We start from the raw sequence: 17,772 nt of genomic DNA on the forward strand, positions 1-17,772 counted from the left end.
GGAGTAGGGAATCTCTGGGTGTTGTGTTAGGTAGATTCCCTATCACGCTCGTTCCTCGCTGTAGGGAATGACGGTTTTTATCTGCTTTTGCTTTTCGTCACTCGCTACTCGAATCTCGCATCTTTGTCTTTCAAAAAAGAAAAAGCCCGCAACCTAGGTTGCGGGCTTTGCTATAAGCGATGTTTGTTTTGCTATTAAGCAGTCAGTGCTAACACGCTACCTGGCAGTACAAGGAATACCGCAACAAGATAACCAGCTACTACAGCTTTGTTTTTCACAGCCATGTCTGAAATGATATCAGCGGCTTTCACTGGCAGTTCACGTAGGAACGGAATACCAAAGATGAATACCGTTGCCATGATGTTGAACACCAAGTGTACTAGAGCAATCTGTAGTGCGAATACTGCGAACTCACCAGATACTGCTGTCGCTGCTAATAGCGCGGTAATACACGTACCGATGTTTGCACCCAAAGTGAATGGGTAAACGTCACGTACTTTAAGAACACCTGAACCAACTAGTGGAACCATCAAGCTTGTTGTCGTTGAAGAAGACTGAACAAGGATAGTAACGATAGAGCCAGAAGCGATACCGTGGATAGGACCACGACCGATTGCATTCTTTAGAATCTCACGAGCACGGCCAACCATTAGGCTCTTCATTAGCTTACCCATTACCGTGATAGCTACGAAGATAGTCGCGATACCTAGAACGATAAGCATAACCCCACCAACAGTATCGCCAAACGTTGATAGTGGTTCTTTAATCGCACTTACTACAGGCTTAGTGATTGGCTTGATGAAGTTAAGACCACCCATGCTCATATCACCTGTTGCTAGCATCGGTGATACTAACCAGTGAGAAATTTTCTCTAGAATACCAAACGCCATCTCTAGTGGTAGGAAGATAGCAACGGCTAATAGGTTAAAGAAGTCGTGAATCGTCGCACTTGCGAATGCACGTTTGAACTCATCTTTACAACGAACATGACCAAGGCTAACTAGCGTATTGGTTACCGTAGTACCAATGTTCGCACCCATGATCATAGGGATTGCTAGCTCAACAGGTAAACCACCGGCCACAAGGCCAACGATAATTGAAGTAACTGTACTTGATGATTGAATAAGTGCTGTAGCCACTAAACCAATCATTAAGCCTGCAACTGGGTGTGAAGCAAATTCGAAAAGAACCTTTGCTTGCTCGCCTGTTGCCCATTTGAAGCCTGTACCAACCATTGAAACTGAAAGTAATAGTAGGTAAAGCATGAATGCCAAGTTAGCCCAGCGTAGCCAACGAGTTGTGCTCGAGATAGGCGCTGCTGCAGTAGTAGCTTGGTTCATAATGTTTTCTCCATTGGACCGTTTAAGTCTGTGTTTGGTCTGTTTGTTTAATCTGAGCGTGATGTTAGAGAACAAATATTTCAGTAATATTACATTTTGGTTTAGGTGAGACTTTTTTGTGATGATTTGCTCTTTAAATATTCCACCAGCTAATGTGGTTGTTTTAAGTGGCTGTTTTTAAATGGGTTTTTATGATTTCTCTATAGGTGATATAGATCTTAAAAGTTAGAGAAAAATTGAAAATAATCGCTCAAATATTACATTATGAAATCACACACTTCGAAAAAATAAGTGGTAATGACGATTTAAGTTAGGTTTTTCCGAGTTTGTTGAGTGGGCGTGTCATATTTGATATAAAAGGTTATCTACTCTTTTAATACGGCACACTTATGTCGCACCTCAACTATAACCATCTTTATTACTTCTGGATGGTTTGCAAACAAGGCTCTGTTACTAAAGCCGCAGAAGCTCTGTTTTTAACGCCACAAACCGTAACAGGTCAGATCAAAGCGTTAGAAGAACGTATGGATGGCAAGCTAACAAAGCGTAATGGTCGCAGTGTTGAGCCGACAGAGCTTGGGCAGTTGGTATTTAAGTATGCCGATCGTATGTTTGGCCTGAGCTACGAAATGCTGGATATCGTGAATTATAGCCAGCACTCCAATATTCTGTTTGATGTGGGTGTTGCGGATGCACTGTCCAAAAGATTAGTCAGTAAGATATTGATGTCGACTATCCCACCCGATAACAGCATTCATTTACGCTGTTTTGAGTCGACCCATGAAATGCTACTCGAGCAACTGTCTCAGCATAAGCTCGATATGATTCTTTCAGACTGCCCTGTCGATTCAAGCCAAAGCCCAGGCCTTTTCAGTAAAAAACTGGGTGAGAGTGGAATGAGTTTTTTCTGTTCTGGCAAAGTTGAAGGGATTAGTTTTCCCGCCGTGTTAGAACAAAGGAAGCTTTTGATCCCTGGAAGTCGAACTTCTATGGGGCGAAAAGTACTGCAATGGTTTGATCGACAAGGTTTAAAACCCGATATTTTGGGCGAATTTGATGATGTTGCTTTGATGAAAGCTTTTGCGCGTTATCACCATGATGCCATTTTCCTTGCTCCCACTCTTTATATGTCTGAAGTGGAAGAAGACACCTCTTTGCAACTTTTGTGTGATATTGAAGAGTTAAAAGAAGAGTACTACGTCATATTTGCTGAACGGATGATCCAACATCCAGCAGTAAAAAACGTATGTGACGCAGATTTTAGTAAATTGTTCGAATGAGTTAGTTTGTTAATGAATTGATATCGATTATCATATCCAAGCAATATGCCGTAAATATTGATTGCCCGTAGTTGGCGTAATAAGTCGTTGGGAGCCAGACTATGAACTTAAAAGAGATGGAGAAGAACTCGGCGCAGGCCGTTATTCTACTCAAAGCCATGGCCAACGAGCGACGTTTACAGATCTTGTGCTTATTGCATGGCACAGAACTGTCGGTCGGGGAGTTATGTGGCAAGTTGGAATTGAGTCAATCAGCGTTATCTCAGCATCTTGCTTGGTTGAGAAGAGATGGCTTAGTCGAAACTCGTAAAGAAGCTCAGACGGTGTATTACACATTGAGCAGTGAAGAAGTAAAAGCGATGATTAACCTACTGCATGGTATGTACTGCAAGTAGCTTATTGCTGGTGGATTAGCTCATTTCCTATCAGAAATAAGATAGGCACAAGGAAGTGTCGCTATTTATTAGTGAGGCTTAAGAACCATTATTAGCTAGGCTTAGGCAGTTATTAGCAAGGCTTAAACAGCTATTAGTAAGACTTCGAGATATGTTCGCCAAATTTCAGATATAAAAAAACCGGCCGAGGCCGGTTTTTTTCGTTTTGCGTTGTAATCAAATTTCTATTAAAGAGCTTTGATTGCAGCAGCGAAACGAGACTTATGACGTGCAGCTTTATTCTTATGAATAAGGCCTTTAGTCGCCATGCGGTCTAGAAGAGGTGTAACTTCTACAAGAGCAGCAGTTGCAGCTTCTTTATTGCCAGCTTCAATAGCTGCAATAGTTTTTTTCATGTAAGTGCGCATCATAGAACGACGGCTAGCATTGTGCTGGCGACGTTTCTCAGCTTGGATAGCGCGCTTCTTAGCAGATTTACTGTTTGCCAAGGTCTAACTCCCAAAAACTTAGTTCGGTGACAATTTAAGGGCGAGGACTATCCCTCATAGGCGCTTAATTGTCAAATGATTTGTGCAAAAACCAATCTCAGCCAAACAAATTTTGGTATGGAAAGGTCATCGCGGTTAAGATGGCGGGGATTCTAACAGCATTTTTAGACCAATGCTAATAATTATGCTTCTTAGGATAGGATAGTATTTATCCTTGATTGAAAGTAATCAACCAGTGTCAGAGGTTTGTGTGAGTAAACGACTATTAAAGTCAGGGCTGATTGTCAGTGTAATGACTTTTGTTTCCCGTGTCTTGGGGCTAGTACGTGATGTCGTAGTAGCAAACTTAATGGGGGCAGGAGCAAGTGCAGACGTATTTTTCTTCGCCAATAAAATTCCTAATTTTTTACGTCGGCTGTTTGCCGAAGGTGCTTTTTCTCAAGCCTTTGTACCAGTATTAACGGAATATCACGCTGCAGGTGATAAAGATAAAACTCGAGACTTGATAGCAAAGGTGTCCGGTACTCTTGGGGTGTTGGTTTCTATTGTTACGGTACTTGGGGTATTAGGCTCTGGGGTTATCACCGCAATGTTCGGTGCGGGTTGGTTTATTGATTGGCTTAATGACGGCCCCTCGGCGCCTAAGTTTGAACTCGCCAGCCTAATGCTGAAAATTACTTTTCCTTATTTATGGTTCATTACGTTTGTCGCTTTATCAGGTGCAATCCTCAATACCATGGGTAAATTTGCGGTTTCGTCATTCACGCCTGTGTTCTTGAACGTAATGATCATTGCTTGTGCTTGGTTTCTTGCTCCTAATTTGGAACAACCTGAAATTGGTTTATCCATCGGTGTTTTTCTTGGAGGCTTAGTTCAATTCTTGTTCCAAATGCCTTTCTTGATTAAAGCGGGTGTCTTGGTTAAGCCTAAATGGGGTTGGAGAGATCCGGGCGTGGTTAAGATCCGCACGTTAATGATCCCTGCTTTGTTTGGTGTGTCAGTAAGTCAAATCAACTTGTTGTTCGATACCTTTATTGCCAGCTTTCTAGCGACGGGCTCTATCAGTTGGTTGTATTACTCGGATCGACTATTAGAATTCCCACTCGGTTTGTTTGGTATCGCCATTGCGACGGTTATTCTTCCTGCTTTATCTCGTAAGCACGTTGATGCTGAAGGAGAAGGGTTTGCTCATACCATGGATTGGGGTGTGCGCATGGTACTGCTGCTCGGTATTCCTGCGATGTTCGGTCTTATTGTGTTAGCAAAACCGATGCTGATGGTGCTGTTTATGCGTGGAGAGTTTTCTCCCCATGATGTTAATCAGGCTTCCATGTCTTTAGTGGCGTACGCTTCAGGCTTGCTGAATTTCATGCTCATTAAAGTATTGGCTCCCGGCTATTACTCTCGTCAAGACACTAAAACACCGGTGAAGTACGGCATCATTGCGATGGTGACTAACATGGTGTTCAACGCAATCTTCGCTTATTTCTATGGTTATGTTGGTTTGGCTATCGCAACGGCGTTGTCTGCGTTCGTGAACATGACTCTGCTTTATCGTGGTTTGCATCTAGCGGGTGTTTATCGTTTAACCAAGACTACATTGTTGTTTAGCCTTAAATTATTGATCTCAGGTACGGTAATGATTGGCGTGATTTTATGGCAGCTAGACAATATGCAATTGTGGCTTGATTGGGGCTTTAACCAAAGAGCGTTAACACTAACAGGGTTGATCGCACTTGGCGCCTTTGCTTATATTGTGTCGATACTGGTTTTAGGTATCCGAGTAAAACATTTAAAAGCAGCGACAGATTAATACTGATTAGTATATAATCCGTCGGTTTCACACAATAAATGATGTAAATAACAGGTTTTAGCTGATCACAATGGAACTGATCCGAGGTATACACAATATTAAAGCGCAGCATCATGGCTGTGTATTAACCATAGGTAACTTCGATGGTGTTCATTTAGGGCATCAAGAGGTTCTGAGTCAGGTTTCTAAACAAGCTGCAGCATTAGGGCTCCCTTCTGTTGTCATGACGTTTGAGCCGCAACCTATGGAGTTGTTTGCCAAAGGTAAAGCACCAGCCCGTTTAACTCGCTTACGAGATAAATACGTGCAACTGAGTAAGCTAGATATCAGTCGTTTATTGTGTGTGAATTTTAATCAGTATTTTGCAAGCTTGTCGGCGGAAGCGTTCATTAAAGACCTTTTGGTTGATAAGCTAGGCGTGAAATTCTTGGTTGTCGGTGACGATTTTTGCTTTGGTAAGGGTCGTACTGGTAATTTCGCTATGCTTCAAGAAGCGGGCGAGAAGTATGGTTTTGAGGTGGTGAGCACCCAGAGCTATTGCTTAAACCAATTACGAGTAAGCAGTACTGAGATACGAAATGCGTTAGCGGCCAATGATTTGGCTTCTAGTGCTACCATGCTAGGGCGTGACTACAGTATCAGTGGTCGTGTTTCTCATGGTCGTAAACTAGGGAGAACTATTGGTTTCCCTACCGCTAATATTCCATTAAAGCGTTGTGTGTCTCCTGTTTCGGGAGTGTATGTTGTTGAAGCATTAGATATCGACGGTGTTCCTGTCGGTGGTGTTGCTAATATTGGACAACGACCAACGGTTAATGGTGTAAGGCAGCAATTAGAAGTGCATTTTTTTGACTTTAAAGCCAATTTATATGGTAAACAGTTAGAAGTACGACTTTTGCACAAACTGCGCGACGAGATAAAATTTGAATCGTTCGACGCATTAAAGAATCAAATAGAATTGGATGCTGAAGCCGCAAGGGTGTGGCTGCTTCAGCTAAAGAATTAGTCGGATGATTCCACCGATTAACATAATGTCTAACTTCGCCCAATATAACGGAATTAAGAATCGATGAGTGATTATAAAGATACCCTGAACTTACCAGAAACAGGGTTCCCAATGCGTGGCAATCTGGCAAATCGTGAACCAGAAATGCTTAAGCGTTGGTACAAAGAAGACCTTTACGGTGAAATCCGTAAGGCAAAGAAAGGTAAAAAATCTTTCGTGCTGCATGACGGCCCTCCATACGCGAACGGCGATATTCACATTGGCCACGCGCTGAACAAGATTCTTAAAGACATTATTATCAAATCTAAGACCCTTTCTGGTTTTGATGCACCGTACATCCCAGGTTGGGACTGTCACGGTCTTCCAATCGAGTTGATGGTTGAGAAGAAGAAAGGCAAGCCTGGTCAGAAGATTTCGGCTGCTGAATTCCGCGAAGAATGTCGTAAGTACGCTGCGGGTCAAGTTGAAGGTCAGAAAGAGAGCTTCAAACGTCTTGGTATCATGGGCGAGTGGGACAAACCTTACCGCACTATGGATTTCGGCACAGAAGCGAACATCATTCGTTCTCTAGGTAAAATCGCAGACAAAGGTCACCTACTAAAAGGTTTCAAACCTGTTCACTGGTGTACTGACTGTGGTTCTGCTCTGGCTGAAGCTGAAGTTGAATACAAAGATAAAGTTTCTCCATCTATCGATGTGAAATTTTCTGCAGCTGACGAAGCGGCTCTACTAGAGAAATTTACTCTAGCGGAAGGCCACGCTGGTCAAGGCGAAATCTCTATCGTTATCTGGACGACAACACCATGGACTCTGCCTGCTAACCGCGCAGTATGTCTACGTGATGATCTTGAATACGTATTGATCCAAGTTGAAGCGAATGGCGAACAGCCTGCTCAACGTATTATTGTTGCTTCTGAACTAGCAAAAGACGTAATGGATCGTGCGGGTATCGAGCGTTTCCATAACCTTGGTTTTGCGACTGGTGCTGATCTTGAGCTTTCTCAGTTCAACCACCCGTTCTACAACTTCACGGTTCCTGCTGTTCTTGGCGATCACGTAACAACTGACTCTGGTACTGGTGTGGTTCATACCGCTCCTGGTCACGGTCAAGAGGATTTCGTGGTTGGTAAGAAATACAACCTAGAAATCGCTAACCCAGTAGGCTCTAACGGCGTTTACCTGCCAGACACTGAGCTTTTTGCTGGTCAGCATGTATTCAAAGCGAACGATTCTGTTTTAGAAGTTCTAAAAGAGAAAGGTGCACTACTGCATCACCACGCTTACGAGCACAGCTACCCACATTGTTGGAGACACAAAACTCCAATCATCTTCCGTGCAACACCACAATGGTTCATCTCTATGGATCAAGCTGGCCTACGTGCAAAAGCACTAGAGTCAACGAAGAGTGTTGAATGGATGCCAGAATGGGGTCAAAGCCGTATCGAAGGTATGATCGAAGGTCGCCCTGAGTGGTGTATCTCTCGTCAACGTACTTGGGGTGTGCCAATTGCTCTGTTCGTTCATAAAGAAACATCAGAACTTCACCCAGATAGCCCAGCTCTGATTGAAAAAGTAGCGAAGCTTGTGGAAGAAAAAGGCATTCAAGCTTGGTGGGATGTAGATGCTGCTGAACTGATGGGTGCTGAAGACGCTGACAAGTACGAGAAAGTACTTGATACGCTAGACGTATGGTTCGATTCAGGTGTAACGCACTTCTCTGTTGTGGATTCTCGTGAAGAGTACAACTTCCCGAATGAAGAAAGAACGCACAGCGCTGATCTTTACCTTGAAGGTTCTGACCAACACCGTGGCTGGTTCCAGTCATCTTTGATTTCATCTATTGCGATGAAAGACGAAGCACCATACAAGCAAGTGCTAACGCACGGTTTCGTGGTTGATGGTAACGGCCGTAAGATGTCTAAATCTATCGGTAATGTTGTTGCTCCTAAAGATGTAACGAACAAGCTAGGCGCAGATATTCTACGTCTATGGGTTGCTTCTACGGATTACACTAACGAAGTTGCGGTTTCTGACGAGATCCTTAAGCGTTCTGCTGATGCTTACCGTCGTATTCGTAACACGGCTCGTTTCTTCCTAGCGAACTTGAACGGTTTCAACCCTGAAACGGATCTAGTTCCTGCTGAAGAAATGGTAGCACTTGATCGCTGGGCTGTTGGCCGTGCTCAAGCTGCACAAGAAGAGATCGTTAAAGCATACGGTGAGTACAATACTCACGGTGTAACTCAGCGTCTAATGCAGTTCTGTTCTATCGAAATGGGTTCTTTCTACCTAGACGTAATTAAAGACCGTCAGTACACAGCGAAGCAGGGCAGCCATGCTCAACGTAGCTGTCAAACGGCGCTTTACTACATAGTAGAAGCTCTAGTTCGTTGGATGGCGCCTATCATGTCGTTCACTGCAGATGAAATCTGGAACGAGATGCCTGGCGAGCGCGACACGTTTGTATTCACAGGCGAGTGGTTCGAAGGCCTATTTGGTCTTGCTGACGACGAAGAGCTAAGCAACGAATTCTGGACTGAAATCCAGTCAGTTCGTGGCGCAGTGAACAAGCTTCTTGAAGATGCTCGAAAAGAGAAAACAATCGGTGGTGCACTGCAGGCTGAAGTTACTCTATACGCTGACGATGCACTAGCGGCTAAAATCAACAAGCTAGAAGATGAGCTACGTTTCGTACTTATTACTTCTGCTGCTGTTGTTAAGCCACTGGGCGAGAAGTCTGATACAGCTCAAGCGACAGACGTTGAAGGTCTATACGTTGAAGTTGCAGCAACTGAAGCTGAGAAGTGTGATCGTTGCTGGCACCACACTCCAGATGTAGGCACAATTGAAGGTCACGAGAAAATTTGTGGTCGTTGTGTGTCGAACATCGACGGTGAAGGCGAAGTGCGTAAGTTCGCATAACGACTCAGAGAAAGACTGAACTTTTTGTAAAAATCATAGCCCCAGTATCAACTGGGGTTATTTTTAATTATAGGAAATGTGTTTAACCAAGCTGACTTCTCGTATTCATTCTTGAGAGTGGATAATGAGATGATTTGACTGAGTAGATACTAGGAATAGAAATGAGTGAAGTTTCGTTAAAACAATCTGGTGTGCGTTGGTTATGGCTGGCCTTGCTGGTATTCCTTGCTGATATCGGCATCAAACTCTTTGTCATGGACAATATGGGTTATGGCTGGGCAAACCGTATTGAGGTGTTGCCATTCTTTAACTTTTTGTATGTTCATAACTATGGTGCAGCATTTAGCTTTCTGAGCGATCAGAGCGGCTGGCAGCGTTGGTTATTTACGGGTATCGCATTTGCGGTAACGGGTATGCTGACATACTGGATGAGTAAACTACCTGCTGAAGAAAAGTGGAATAACATTGCTTATGCGATCATCATTGGTGGCGCGGTAGGTAACGTGTTCGACCGTGTTGTACATGGTTTTGTGGTTGATTACCTAGACTTCTACTGGGGTACTTACCATTGGCCTGCATTCAACTTGGCTGATATGGGGATCTGTATCGGTGCTGCGATGATCATCTTGGATGGCTTCCGCAAGAAAGATGAAAGCAAATAGGCTACTCAGGCATTAATGAGTATTAAGTAAATCGCTTTGAAATAGATTGCTCTAAAGTCAGTCTATGACTCACAGAATAGAATAGCCCTAAGCGCTGTCGGTTGATTCCGACGGCGCTTTTTTTTATGCTTCAGTCAACAAGGAAGCAAAGCACAATGCGTCCTCAAATAATAAAGAAATCTAAGGAAAGTAACGTGGCAGCAATTAAAAATGATTCAGCAGTAACTCTACATTTTACGATTAAAATGAAGGATGGTTCAGTTGCCGATAGCACCGAAAATATGGGCAAACCCGCGAAATTCGTTATGGGTGATGGTAGCCTAAGCGAAAATTTCGAAGCGTGTTTGCTTGGGCTCGAAGCTGGGACGGAAAAGTCTATCGAACTGAAAGCACAAGATGCGTTTGGTATGCCTAACCCAGACCATATCCACCACATGGATAAAGCGAAGTTTGCTGGTGGTACTGATGTTGAAGTCGGTACTATCATGGCGTTCTCTGGCCCTGACGGTATGGAGATCCCGGGTATTATCACTGATATTGCAGGTGATTCAGTGACCGTTGATTTTAATCACCCATTAGCAGGCCAAGACGTTACGTTTGACGTCAACATCTTAGCGGTGGAATAACGATAGAATAGCTGTCTTCACGCTAGAACAAGATAGCCTTACAGCTGTGATGTCACCCAGAGCTTCACTGTCTAGGCGCTTCACTGTAGAATGCGAACCTCGCTGACAGCGAACTCTATAGAAACAACCTTAGTACCGCGGTAAATGATGAGCAATGAAATGAAAATAATGTTAGCTAACCCTCGTGGCTTTTGTGCTGGTGTCGATCGTGCGATCAGCATCGTAGAACGCGCACTCGAAATGTATCAGCCACCGATTTATGTTCGCCATGAAGTGGTGCACAACCGCTTTGTTGTTGAGGGGCTCAAGCAGCGTGGTGCTATTTTTGTCGAAGAACTGAGTGAAGTGCCAGACGACAACATCGTGATCTTCTCTGCTCACGGTGTCTCTCAAGCGGTTCGTAAAGAAGCGAAAGAGCGTGAACTCACGGTATTTGATGCAACATGCCCATTGGTAACCAAAGTACATATGGAAGTTGCTCGTGCGAGCCGCAAGCATATGGAAGTGGTACTGATTGGTCACGCGGGTCACCCTGAAGTGGAAGGCACTATGGGTCAGTACGCTAGCCAAACTGGCGGTATGTACTTGGTTGAGAAGCCAGAGGACGTACAGAATCTCGTGGTGAATGATCCAAGTAACTTGCATTACGTTAGCCAAACCACGTTGTCAGTTGATGAAACAGCGGATGTGATTGAAGAGTTACGTCGCGTGTTCCCTGAGATCCAAGGCCCACGTAAAGACGATATCTGCTACGCAACACAAAACCGTCAAGACGCAATTCGCGAGATGGCCGGTGATGTTGATGTCGTGATTGTTGTTGGTTCTAAGAACTCATCGAACTCTACTCGTTTGAAAGAATTGGCTGAAAAGCTAGGCACGCCAGGTTACCTAACTGATTGCCCTGAAGACATTCAAACAGAATGGGTTGAAGGCAAAAAGAAAATTGGTGTGACAGCGGGGGCTTCAGCGCCTGAAGAGCTAGTAAACCAAATCTTAGATCGTATTCGTCAGCTAGGTGCAACCGAAGTTGAAGAGATTCAAGGTCGTGAAGAGAACATGTTCTTCGAAGTACCAAAAGAGCTGCAGATTAAGCAAGTCGACTAATCTCTATTGATTTGATTGGTGACACCACCGATTCGTAAACAGTAAAAAGCCAACGTTGATGCGTTGGCTTTTTTGATCGCGCTATATCTTGGCCTTAAATGTGTTTACTGAAGACCGAGTTGCTCTTTCAATGTCTTGAGATAACGACGACTGACAGGCACTTCAAAGCCAGTCAGCGTAATGATCTCGGCTAATCCATTCTCTAATAATTTGATCTCTTGGATCGATTTTATGTTGATCAAATATTGGCGATGACAGCGGATCAAATCGGTCTTTTCTTCTAGGATCTTCAGGGTTAACTGTGAAGTGGCGGTTTGTGATGAGCTACGAACATGCACACCGCTGATATCTGAATAGGCGCACTCGACCGTTTGGCTTGCCATGATCACAATGCGGTTGTGACCGATACACGGGATTTGCTCTAAATGGCAGGGAGCAATCGCTGAGATGTTTTGTTCTGGCGCTTTTTGGTTCTGCTTGATGACTTTATTCAGGCGACAAACACTCTTGTTTAATCGACAAGGTTCAACCGGTTTGAGTAGGTAATCAAAGGCATTGTCTTCAAAAGCTTGAATCGCATATTGGTCGTAGGCGGTGACGAACACTACGTAAGGCATGGTGTCTGGGTCAAGCATGCTTAACAGTTCAATCCCGGTAACCTGCGGCATTTGGATATCCAAATACACGACATCAGGCTTGAGAAGGTTGATCTGTTTCAGTCCTTCGATCGCGTTACTCGCTTGGCCAATGATTTCTACTTCACCGGTTTCAGTCAGTAGCTCAATCAGCTCTTCGCGAGCAAAAAGCTCATCATCGACAACTAATGCCTTTAACATCCTACAATCTTCATCTTGGTTCTATCCCTGCTTGATTCACGCTTATCTTTTAAATATCTGCTTCTAAATGTTTCAACTCGGAGCGATTCGTCTCCGAAAATACCTTTATTTTAGTATAGGTATGATAAAGCTCATTCGAGTAAATTGCTGTGGTTGAGATTCTATTTTTAGTGCTGAATCTTGTCCAAAGAAATTAGTGAGTCGTTTATCAACAATTTCCATACCTAAACCAACGTGATCTTGAGATGGCTTCTGATAATTACCAGCATTGTCTTCCACGACCAGCTTGAATCCACCCTCGAAAGCCTCGCTATAGATCTTCACTTTGCCGCCTTCTAGCATGTTTGAAATACCATGCTTGATGGCGTTTTCAACCAGTGGCTGCAGGGTAAAGCTCGGAAGTTGCGACTCATACAGTTGTGGGTCGATATCCCATTCCACTTCCAATCGGTCAGTAAAACGTGCCTTTTCAATGGTTAGATAAGCGTTAACGTGTGCCAGTTCGTCTTTGAGTTTCACAGTATTGATGTTCTGTTTCAGGTTACTTCTAAAGAAGTGAGACAGATGTTGAATAAGCTCTCGTGCTTTATCAGGGTCACGACGTGTAACGGCACTGATGGTGTTGAGTGCATTAAACAAGAAGTGAGGGTTAACTTGAGCGTGCAGCAGTTTGATTTCAGCTTGGGTGAGCAGTGTTTGTTGCTGCTGATAGTTACTGAATAGGATCTGACTCGATAGTAGTTGAGCGATACCTTCACCCATCGACATGTTGATGGTCGAGAACAGCTTTAGCTTTGGCTCATACAGCTTGATGGTACCGACCACTTCATTACCCGCACGCAGTGGAATAATAAGCGCAGAGCCCAATTTACAATCTTGCGATAGAGAACATTGGTACGGGTTCTCTTTGCCATCGAGGTAGATGATGTCGTTCTGTTCCATCGAGGTAAGCGTGCTCTGCGATGAAATCGGAGTGTTAGGTATGTGGTGTTCATCGCCAATGCCGACGAAAGCGAGGATTTTTTCTCGGTCGGTAATCGCTACCGCACCAACATTGGTTTCTTCGTAAACGATACGTACGATTTTTTGTGCGTTATCGGAATTAAACCCACCATGCAGAATACCTACCGAACGTTCGGCGATGGTTAATGCGCGACGTGAGAAGGTCGCTGAGTATTTTTCGAAGATGGTTTTACGGTCTTGGATGATGCTCATGAACAGCGCTGCACCCACAGAGTTTGCGATGATCATTGGCGCGGCAATATCGGACACTAAGGCATAGGATTGCTCGAACGGTTTCGCTACGGCAAGCAAGATGATCATCTGAATGATTTCGGCAAACAGGGTTACAGAGAACACCACCAGAGGATTAAACAGTTGGCTGGCTTTGTTTTTTCTCACGAGATAAACGTGTAACAGGCCGCCAATCAAGCCTTCTGCTGTTGTCGAAATCGCGCAAGCTAGATCGGTGAATCCACCCAAAGAGTAACGATGGATTCCGCCAGTAAAACCGACCGCAAAGCCGACAACCGGACCTCCGAACAGACCGCCCATTACCGCTCCCATCGCGCGCGTGTTGGCGATGGCATCATTGATCTGTAAGCCAAAGTAAGTGCCCATAATACAGAACAGGGAAAACAGAACGTAGCAGCTGATTTTATGACTTAAGCGCGAAGAGATGCTCAACAAAGGGAGAATCAGTGGAGTCTTACTGAGCATGTAAGCAATCACTAAGTAGACACAGGTTTGTTGCAGCAGAGAGAGAATGAGTTCCATATTTTCACCTATTGAGACGCTTGTTAAGTGTAAAGCTCATTGCTTGGTAACGGTAGCTTTGCTTGTCTTTTCATGGCTTATATCGAATGACTTTGGTTTCCTAAGGTTGAGAAACTAATATTTAGAAATAACAAAGCCCATCACAGTGGACGGGCTTTAGTCTTAATTTCCACGAATCACTGGGTGATTACGGGAGCAAGCGAAGTTGTGCTTGGTAGTTCTTTTGTCTCTTTCTATGAAGATTGGTCTCTTTTTACAAAGAGCCTAAAAGAACTAGGCTGTTTTAGTCACTGGTTTTGGCTCTTGATCTTGCTCGTCATCAGCCAGGTCGATATCACCTTTGCCTTTAGAAATCTTGATAACGTAAGCCGTAATTAATAGAGATGAAACCACACCTACGATTGTTGAGATTTGCATAGGCAGACCAAAACCTAGTTGGCTGTTGTTCAGAATGAATGTGATACACACAGACGTCATGAAGATAGCTGGAACCGTTGTTACCCAGTGCAGTTTGTTGTGACGAAGTAGGTACGCTGAAGCTGTCCACAGCATCATTACTGCCGTTGATTGGTTCGCAAAGCCAAAGTAGCGCCAGATGATACCGAAATCAACTTGAGTCAGGATGCCACCAAGAACGAATAGCGGTAGAGCCATCAGTAGGCGGTTGCGCAGTGTTTTCTGTTCCATGTTGAAGTATTCAGCAAGGATAAGACGGCTTGAACGGAACGCTGTGTCACCAGAAGTGATAGGTAGGATAACCACGCCAAGGAAAGCAAGGATACCGCCAAACACACCCAGTAGGCCAAATGAAGCGCTGTATACCACGTTACCTGGGCCGCCGTTTGCAATCGCGTCAGACAAAGACTCAACTGAACCGAAGAATGATAGAGCAAGTGCACACCAGATTAGAGCGATGATGCCTTCGCCAATCATTGCACCGTAGAATACGAAGCGACCGTTTTTCTCGTTTTCCATACAACGCGCCATCAAAGGAGACTGAGTTGCGTGGAAGCCAGAAATAGCACCACATGCGATCGTGATGAATAGAGCAGGCCAAAGTGGTAGGTCATTCGGGTTCATGTTGGTGAACATGTCTTTCATCTCGAAGCCACCCATGATTTGGTGCTCGTCAGATAGACCAATCGCAGTGATTAGGCCAACAGACATAAAGATAAGTAGTGCACCGAACAATGGGTAGAAGCGACCAATGATTTTATCGACAGGGACAATCGTTGCGATGATGTAGTAAGCAAAGATGATAACAACCATCGTTGTTGCAGACATCGCGAAATCAGTTTGGTCGTTCACTAGGTTAGTGATCATGCCTGCAGGAGCAGAAACGAAAACCACACCAACAAGAAGCAGTAGAACAATGGCAAAGATGTTCATAAAGTGTTTTGCGCCATTGCCTAGGTAACGCCCAGTGATGGTTGGAACCGAAGCACCGCCATTACGGATAGATAACATACCTGAGAAGTAGTCGTGTACTGCACCTGCGAAGATACAACCTAGTACAATCCAAAGCATTGCTGCTGGGCCGTAAAGGGCACCCATGATAGGGCCGAAGATTGGACCAACACCTGCAATGTTAAGCAGCTGAACTAGGTAAACCTTTGGCGTCGACATTGGAACGTAGTCCACGCCGTCTTGCTTGGTATGAGCAGGTGTTTGACGCTTTTCATTGATACCGAAGATCTTCTCGATAAAGGCACCGTAAATAAAGTAGCCACCAATGAGTGCTGCGACGCAGGTAAGAAACCACATCATAATTTGTTATCCCTGAATGTATTAATTAAGTCAGGGTGTATATTAAAGGAGTCGATGAGAAGAAACTTCCGCTACTGGAGTGAGTGGTCGAATAGCCAATTAAGTGGTGTTATAACTGATTGAGTGGTTTGTTACGTTTACAGAGCGGTTGGTTATTCGTATTGAGAAGAGTCTTATTTCTGGCAAGTGGTGACTTATCAGCTTTAAGCGGTAACCAATAGATATCAGTGGCAGATAACAGACATAAGTGGACATCAGCCAGTGTTCAGCGGAGAATCACCACAAAGGCAGCGCTTCGTCAGGAAGTGGTGAAGTAACAATATAAAGGATTGAAATGAAAAAAATAATAACACTATTCGCCGTGGCATTTAGCCTTGCAGGATGCAGCGCTAATGTTCAAGATTTAGCAGCTGAAGGTAACTGGCAAGAGATCGGTTACCGTGATGGTATCAAGGGCAATACTCAGCGTTCTTATTCAGAAATGACTGAGCTTGGTGCTGTTGATCAAGCCAGTTATACAGAAGGTTATCACTTAGGTGTGACAGAGTTCTGTAATCCGAACCATGCTTATCAGATTGGTTTGTCTGGTCAGGTGTATGAAGGTGTGTGTTCTGGTACGGAAGACGCTCAACGTTTCCGTATGGAATGGCAACGTGGCTGGGATGAGTTCTCGAACGACTATTAATCCGGCTTGCGGTTAATTCTTGATTTCGTTAAATAAAAAACTCGCTAAATAAAAAACCAGTACCTCATGTGTACTGGTTTTTTTGTATAACGCCTAATCATGAACGCTTAATCAATATGGGAGCCTACCTGTCGGTTTATTGATTATTCTCTACCGCTTTTCTTAGGAAGCCGTGTTGTTGATCAAGCTGAGCTTTGGCCGATTCAAAATCGAGCCCTGTCAGAATCATCAAAATAGATAACTTCACATCGTAATCAGTCGTTTTAAGTGTCGACACTGCCAGTGCTTTGTCACACTCCGTCGCTTGGATAACGATACGCGCAGCGCGGGCAACCAACTTCTCATTGGTCGCTTTTACATCGACCATCAAGTTCTGATAGCTCTTACCAATACGAATCATGCTTGCAGTGGTGAGCATGTTAAGTACCAGTTTTTGTGCTGTCCCTGATTTTAAACGAGTTGACCCCGTTAAGGCTTCAGGGCCAACCACTGGGCTTATCGTGATTTGAGCAATTTCGGCAATTGGAGAGCCAGGGTTACAAGACAGCGCAACCGTCACTGCACCAATCTGATTCGCATAGTTGAGCGCACCAATCACGTAAGGTGTACGGCCACTAGCTGCAATGCCTACCACGACATCATTCTCTGTAAATTGAATGGCTTTCAGGTCTTCAATACCGAGAGTCAGCGAATCTTCCGCTCCCTCTTTGGCTTTTAAAATCGCTTCTGGTCCGCCAGCGATTAAGCCGATAACCATTTTGTCTGAAACACCGAAAGTCGGAGGGCACTCTGAGGCATCTAAAACACCTAATCGACCACTGGTGCCTGCGCCCATATAGATCAGTCGGCCACCGTTTTGAAAGGCGTGAGCGATCTTATCAACCGCTTTCGCGATCTGTGGTAATTCGGCTTCGATCGCCAGTGGTACCTGTTTGTCTTGTTGGTTAATCTTTTCAACCACTTCGAGAGAGGTGAGTAGATCAATATCCATAGTGTCAGGGTTTCTCCCCTCCGAAACGAGGTGCGAGAGCGCTGATATGAGAGCGTCGTTACTCATAATGATCCTTAAATG

At 44.3% G+C, this 17,772-nt stretch carries 15 protein-coding genes; 9 read left to right on the forward strand and 6 right to left on the reverse strand.

What is annotated here, in order from left to right:
• Positions 1-194: 194 nt before the first annotated feature.
• Positions 195-1,340, reverse strand: coding sequence for a Na/Pi symporter (locus AC3CKG_RS02465; protein ID WP_017102996.1), 1,146 nt, complete (start codon positions 1,338-1,340; stop codon positions 195-197).
• A 389-nt stretch (positions 1,341-1,729) separates the two neighbouring features.
• Between AC3CKG_RS02465 and nhaR the strand changes: the two genes are divergently transcribed.
• Together nhaR and AC3CKG_RS02475 are read left to right on the forward strand one after the other, a co-directional pair.
• Complete coding sequence (gene nhaR / locus AC3CKG_RS02470) at positions 1,730-2,620, forward strand: transcriptional activator NhaR (RefSeq protein ID WP_017106778.1); 891 nt, start codon at positions 1,730-1,732, stop codon at positions 2,618-2,620.
• A 101-nt stretch (positions 2,621-2,721) separates the two neighbouring features.
• Entirely contained in the window at positions 2,722-3,015 is a 294-nt protein-coding gene (locus AC3CKG_RS02475) for an ArsR/SmtB family transcription factor (protein WP_009848443.1), read from the forward strand.
• A 227-nt stretch (positions 3,016-3,242) separates the two neighbouring features.
• Here AC3CKG_RS02475 and rpsT read toward each other — a convergent pair whose 3' ends face one another.
• Positions 3,243-3,503, reverse strand: a complete 261-nt coding sequence (rpsT, locus tag AC3CKG_RS02480; protein ID WP_012603273.1) for a 30S ribosomal protein S20 — start codon at positions 3,501-3,503, stop codon at positions 3,243-3,245.
• Between the two features lie 250 nt (positions 3,504-3,753).
• Between rpsT and murJ the strand changes: the two genes are divergently transcribed.
• The 6 genes from murJ to ispH all read left to right on the forward strand — a co-directional run bounded on the left by murJ (position 3,754) and on the right by ispH (position 11,636).
• Positions 3,754-5,316, forward strand: coding sequence for a murein biosynthesis integral membrane protein MurJ (murJ, locus tag AC3CKG_RS02485; RefSeq protein WP_032501129.1), 1,563 nt, complete (start codon positions 3,754-3,756; stop codon positions 5,314-5,316).
• A gap of 70 nt (positions 5,317-5,386) precedes the next feature.
• Positions 5,387-6,322: a bifunctional riboflavin kinase/FAD synthetase gene (gene ribF, locus AC3CKG_RS02490; RefSeq protein WP_016799151.1), complete on the forward strand. Its 936-nt coding sequence runs from the start codon at positions 5,387-5,389 to the stop codon at positions 6,320-6,322.
• 63 nt (positions 6,323-6,385) lie between these two features.
• Positions 6,386-9,244 carry an isoleucine--tRNA ligase gene (ileS, locus tag AC3CKG_RS02495; RefSeq protein WP_488528768.1) on the forward strand — a complete coding sequence of 953 codons (2,859 nt, stop codon included), beginning with the start codon at positions 6,386-6,388 and terminating at the stop codon, positions 9,242-9,244.
• A gap of 161 nt (positions 9,245-9,405) precedes the next feature.
• Positions 9,406-9,906, forward strand: coding sequence for a signal peptidase II (gene lspA, locus AC3CKG_RS02500; RefSeq protein WP_488528769.1), 501 nt, complete (start codon positions 9,406-9,408; stop codon positions 9,904-9,906).
• A 194-nt stretch (positions 9,907-10,100) separates the two neighbouring features.
• The gene (gene fkpB, locus AC3CKG_RS02505; protein ID WP_017080268.1) at positions 10,101-10,532 is read left to right on the forward strand and encodes an FKBP-type peptidyl-prolyl cis-trans isomerase; all 432 of its coding nucleotides are present in this window, start codon (positions 10,101-10,103) and stop codon (positions 10,530-10,532) included.
• Positions 10,533-10,679: 147 nt separating this feature from the next.
• Entirely contained in the window at positions 10,680-11,636 is a 957-nt protein-coding gene (gene ispH / locus AC3CKG_RS02510) for a 4-hydroxy-3-methylbut-2-enyl diphosphate reductase (protein ID WP_102340310.1), read from the forward strand.
• Between the two features lie 104 nt (positions 11,637-11,740).
• Here the strand turns inward: ispH and btsR are convergent, their stop codons facing one another.
• From btsR to AC3CKG_RS02525, 3 genes are all read right to left on the reverse strand, one after another.
• The gene (btsR, locus tag AC3CKG_RS02515) at positions 11,741-12,472 is read right to left on the reverse strand and encodes a two-component system response regulator BtsR (RefSeq protein WP_017106772.1); all 732 of its coding nucleotides are present in this window, start codon (positions 12,470-12,472) and stop codon (positions 11,741-11,743) included.
• Positions 12,473-12,577: 105 nt separating this feature from the next.
• Positions 12,578-14,248: a sensor histidine kinase gene (locus tag AC3CKG_RS02520; RefSeq protein WP_099167405.1), complete on the reverse strand. Its 1,671-nt coding sequence runs from the start codon at positions 14,246-14,248 to the stop codon at positions 12,578-12,580.
• Between the two features lie 273 nt (positions 14,249-14,521).
• The gene (locus tag AC3CKG_RS02525; protein ID WP_019820541.1) at positions 14,522-16,015 is read right to left on the reverse strand and encodes a carbon starvation CstA family protein; all 1,494 of its coding nucleotides are present in this window, start codon (positions 16,013-16,015) and stop codon (positions 14,522-14,524) included.
• 334 nt (positions 16,016-16,349) lie between these two features.
• On the opposite strand from AC3CKG_RS02525, the gene AC3CKG_RS02530 reads away from it, so the two are divergent.
• A complete protein-coding gene (locus tag AC3CKG_RS02530) occupies positions 16,350-16,700 on the forward strand; it encodes a DUF2799 domain-containing protein (RefSeq protein ID WP_099167404.1) in 351 nt (116 codons plus the stop codon).
• Between the two features lie 136 nt (positions 16,701-16,836).
• Here AC3CKG_RS02530 and murQ read toward each other — a convergent pair whose 3' ends face one another.
• Positions 16,837-17,757 (reverse strand): N-acetylmuramic acid 6-phosphate etherase, encoded by a 921-nt coding sequence (murQ, locus tag AC3CKG_RS02535; RefSeq protein WP_488528770.1) that lies wholly within the window; start codon positions 17,755-17,757, stop codon positions 16,837-16,839.
• Positions 17,758-17,772 lie beyond the last annotated feature (15 nt).

Source organism: Vibrio sp. QJM3NY_15 (assembly GCF_057785995.1).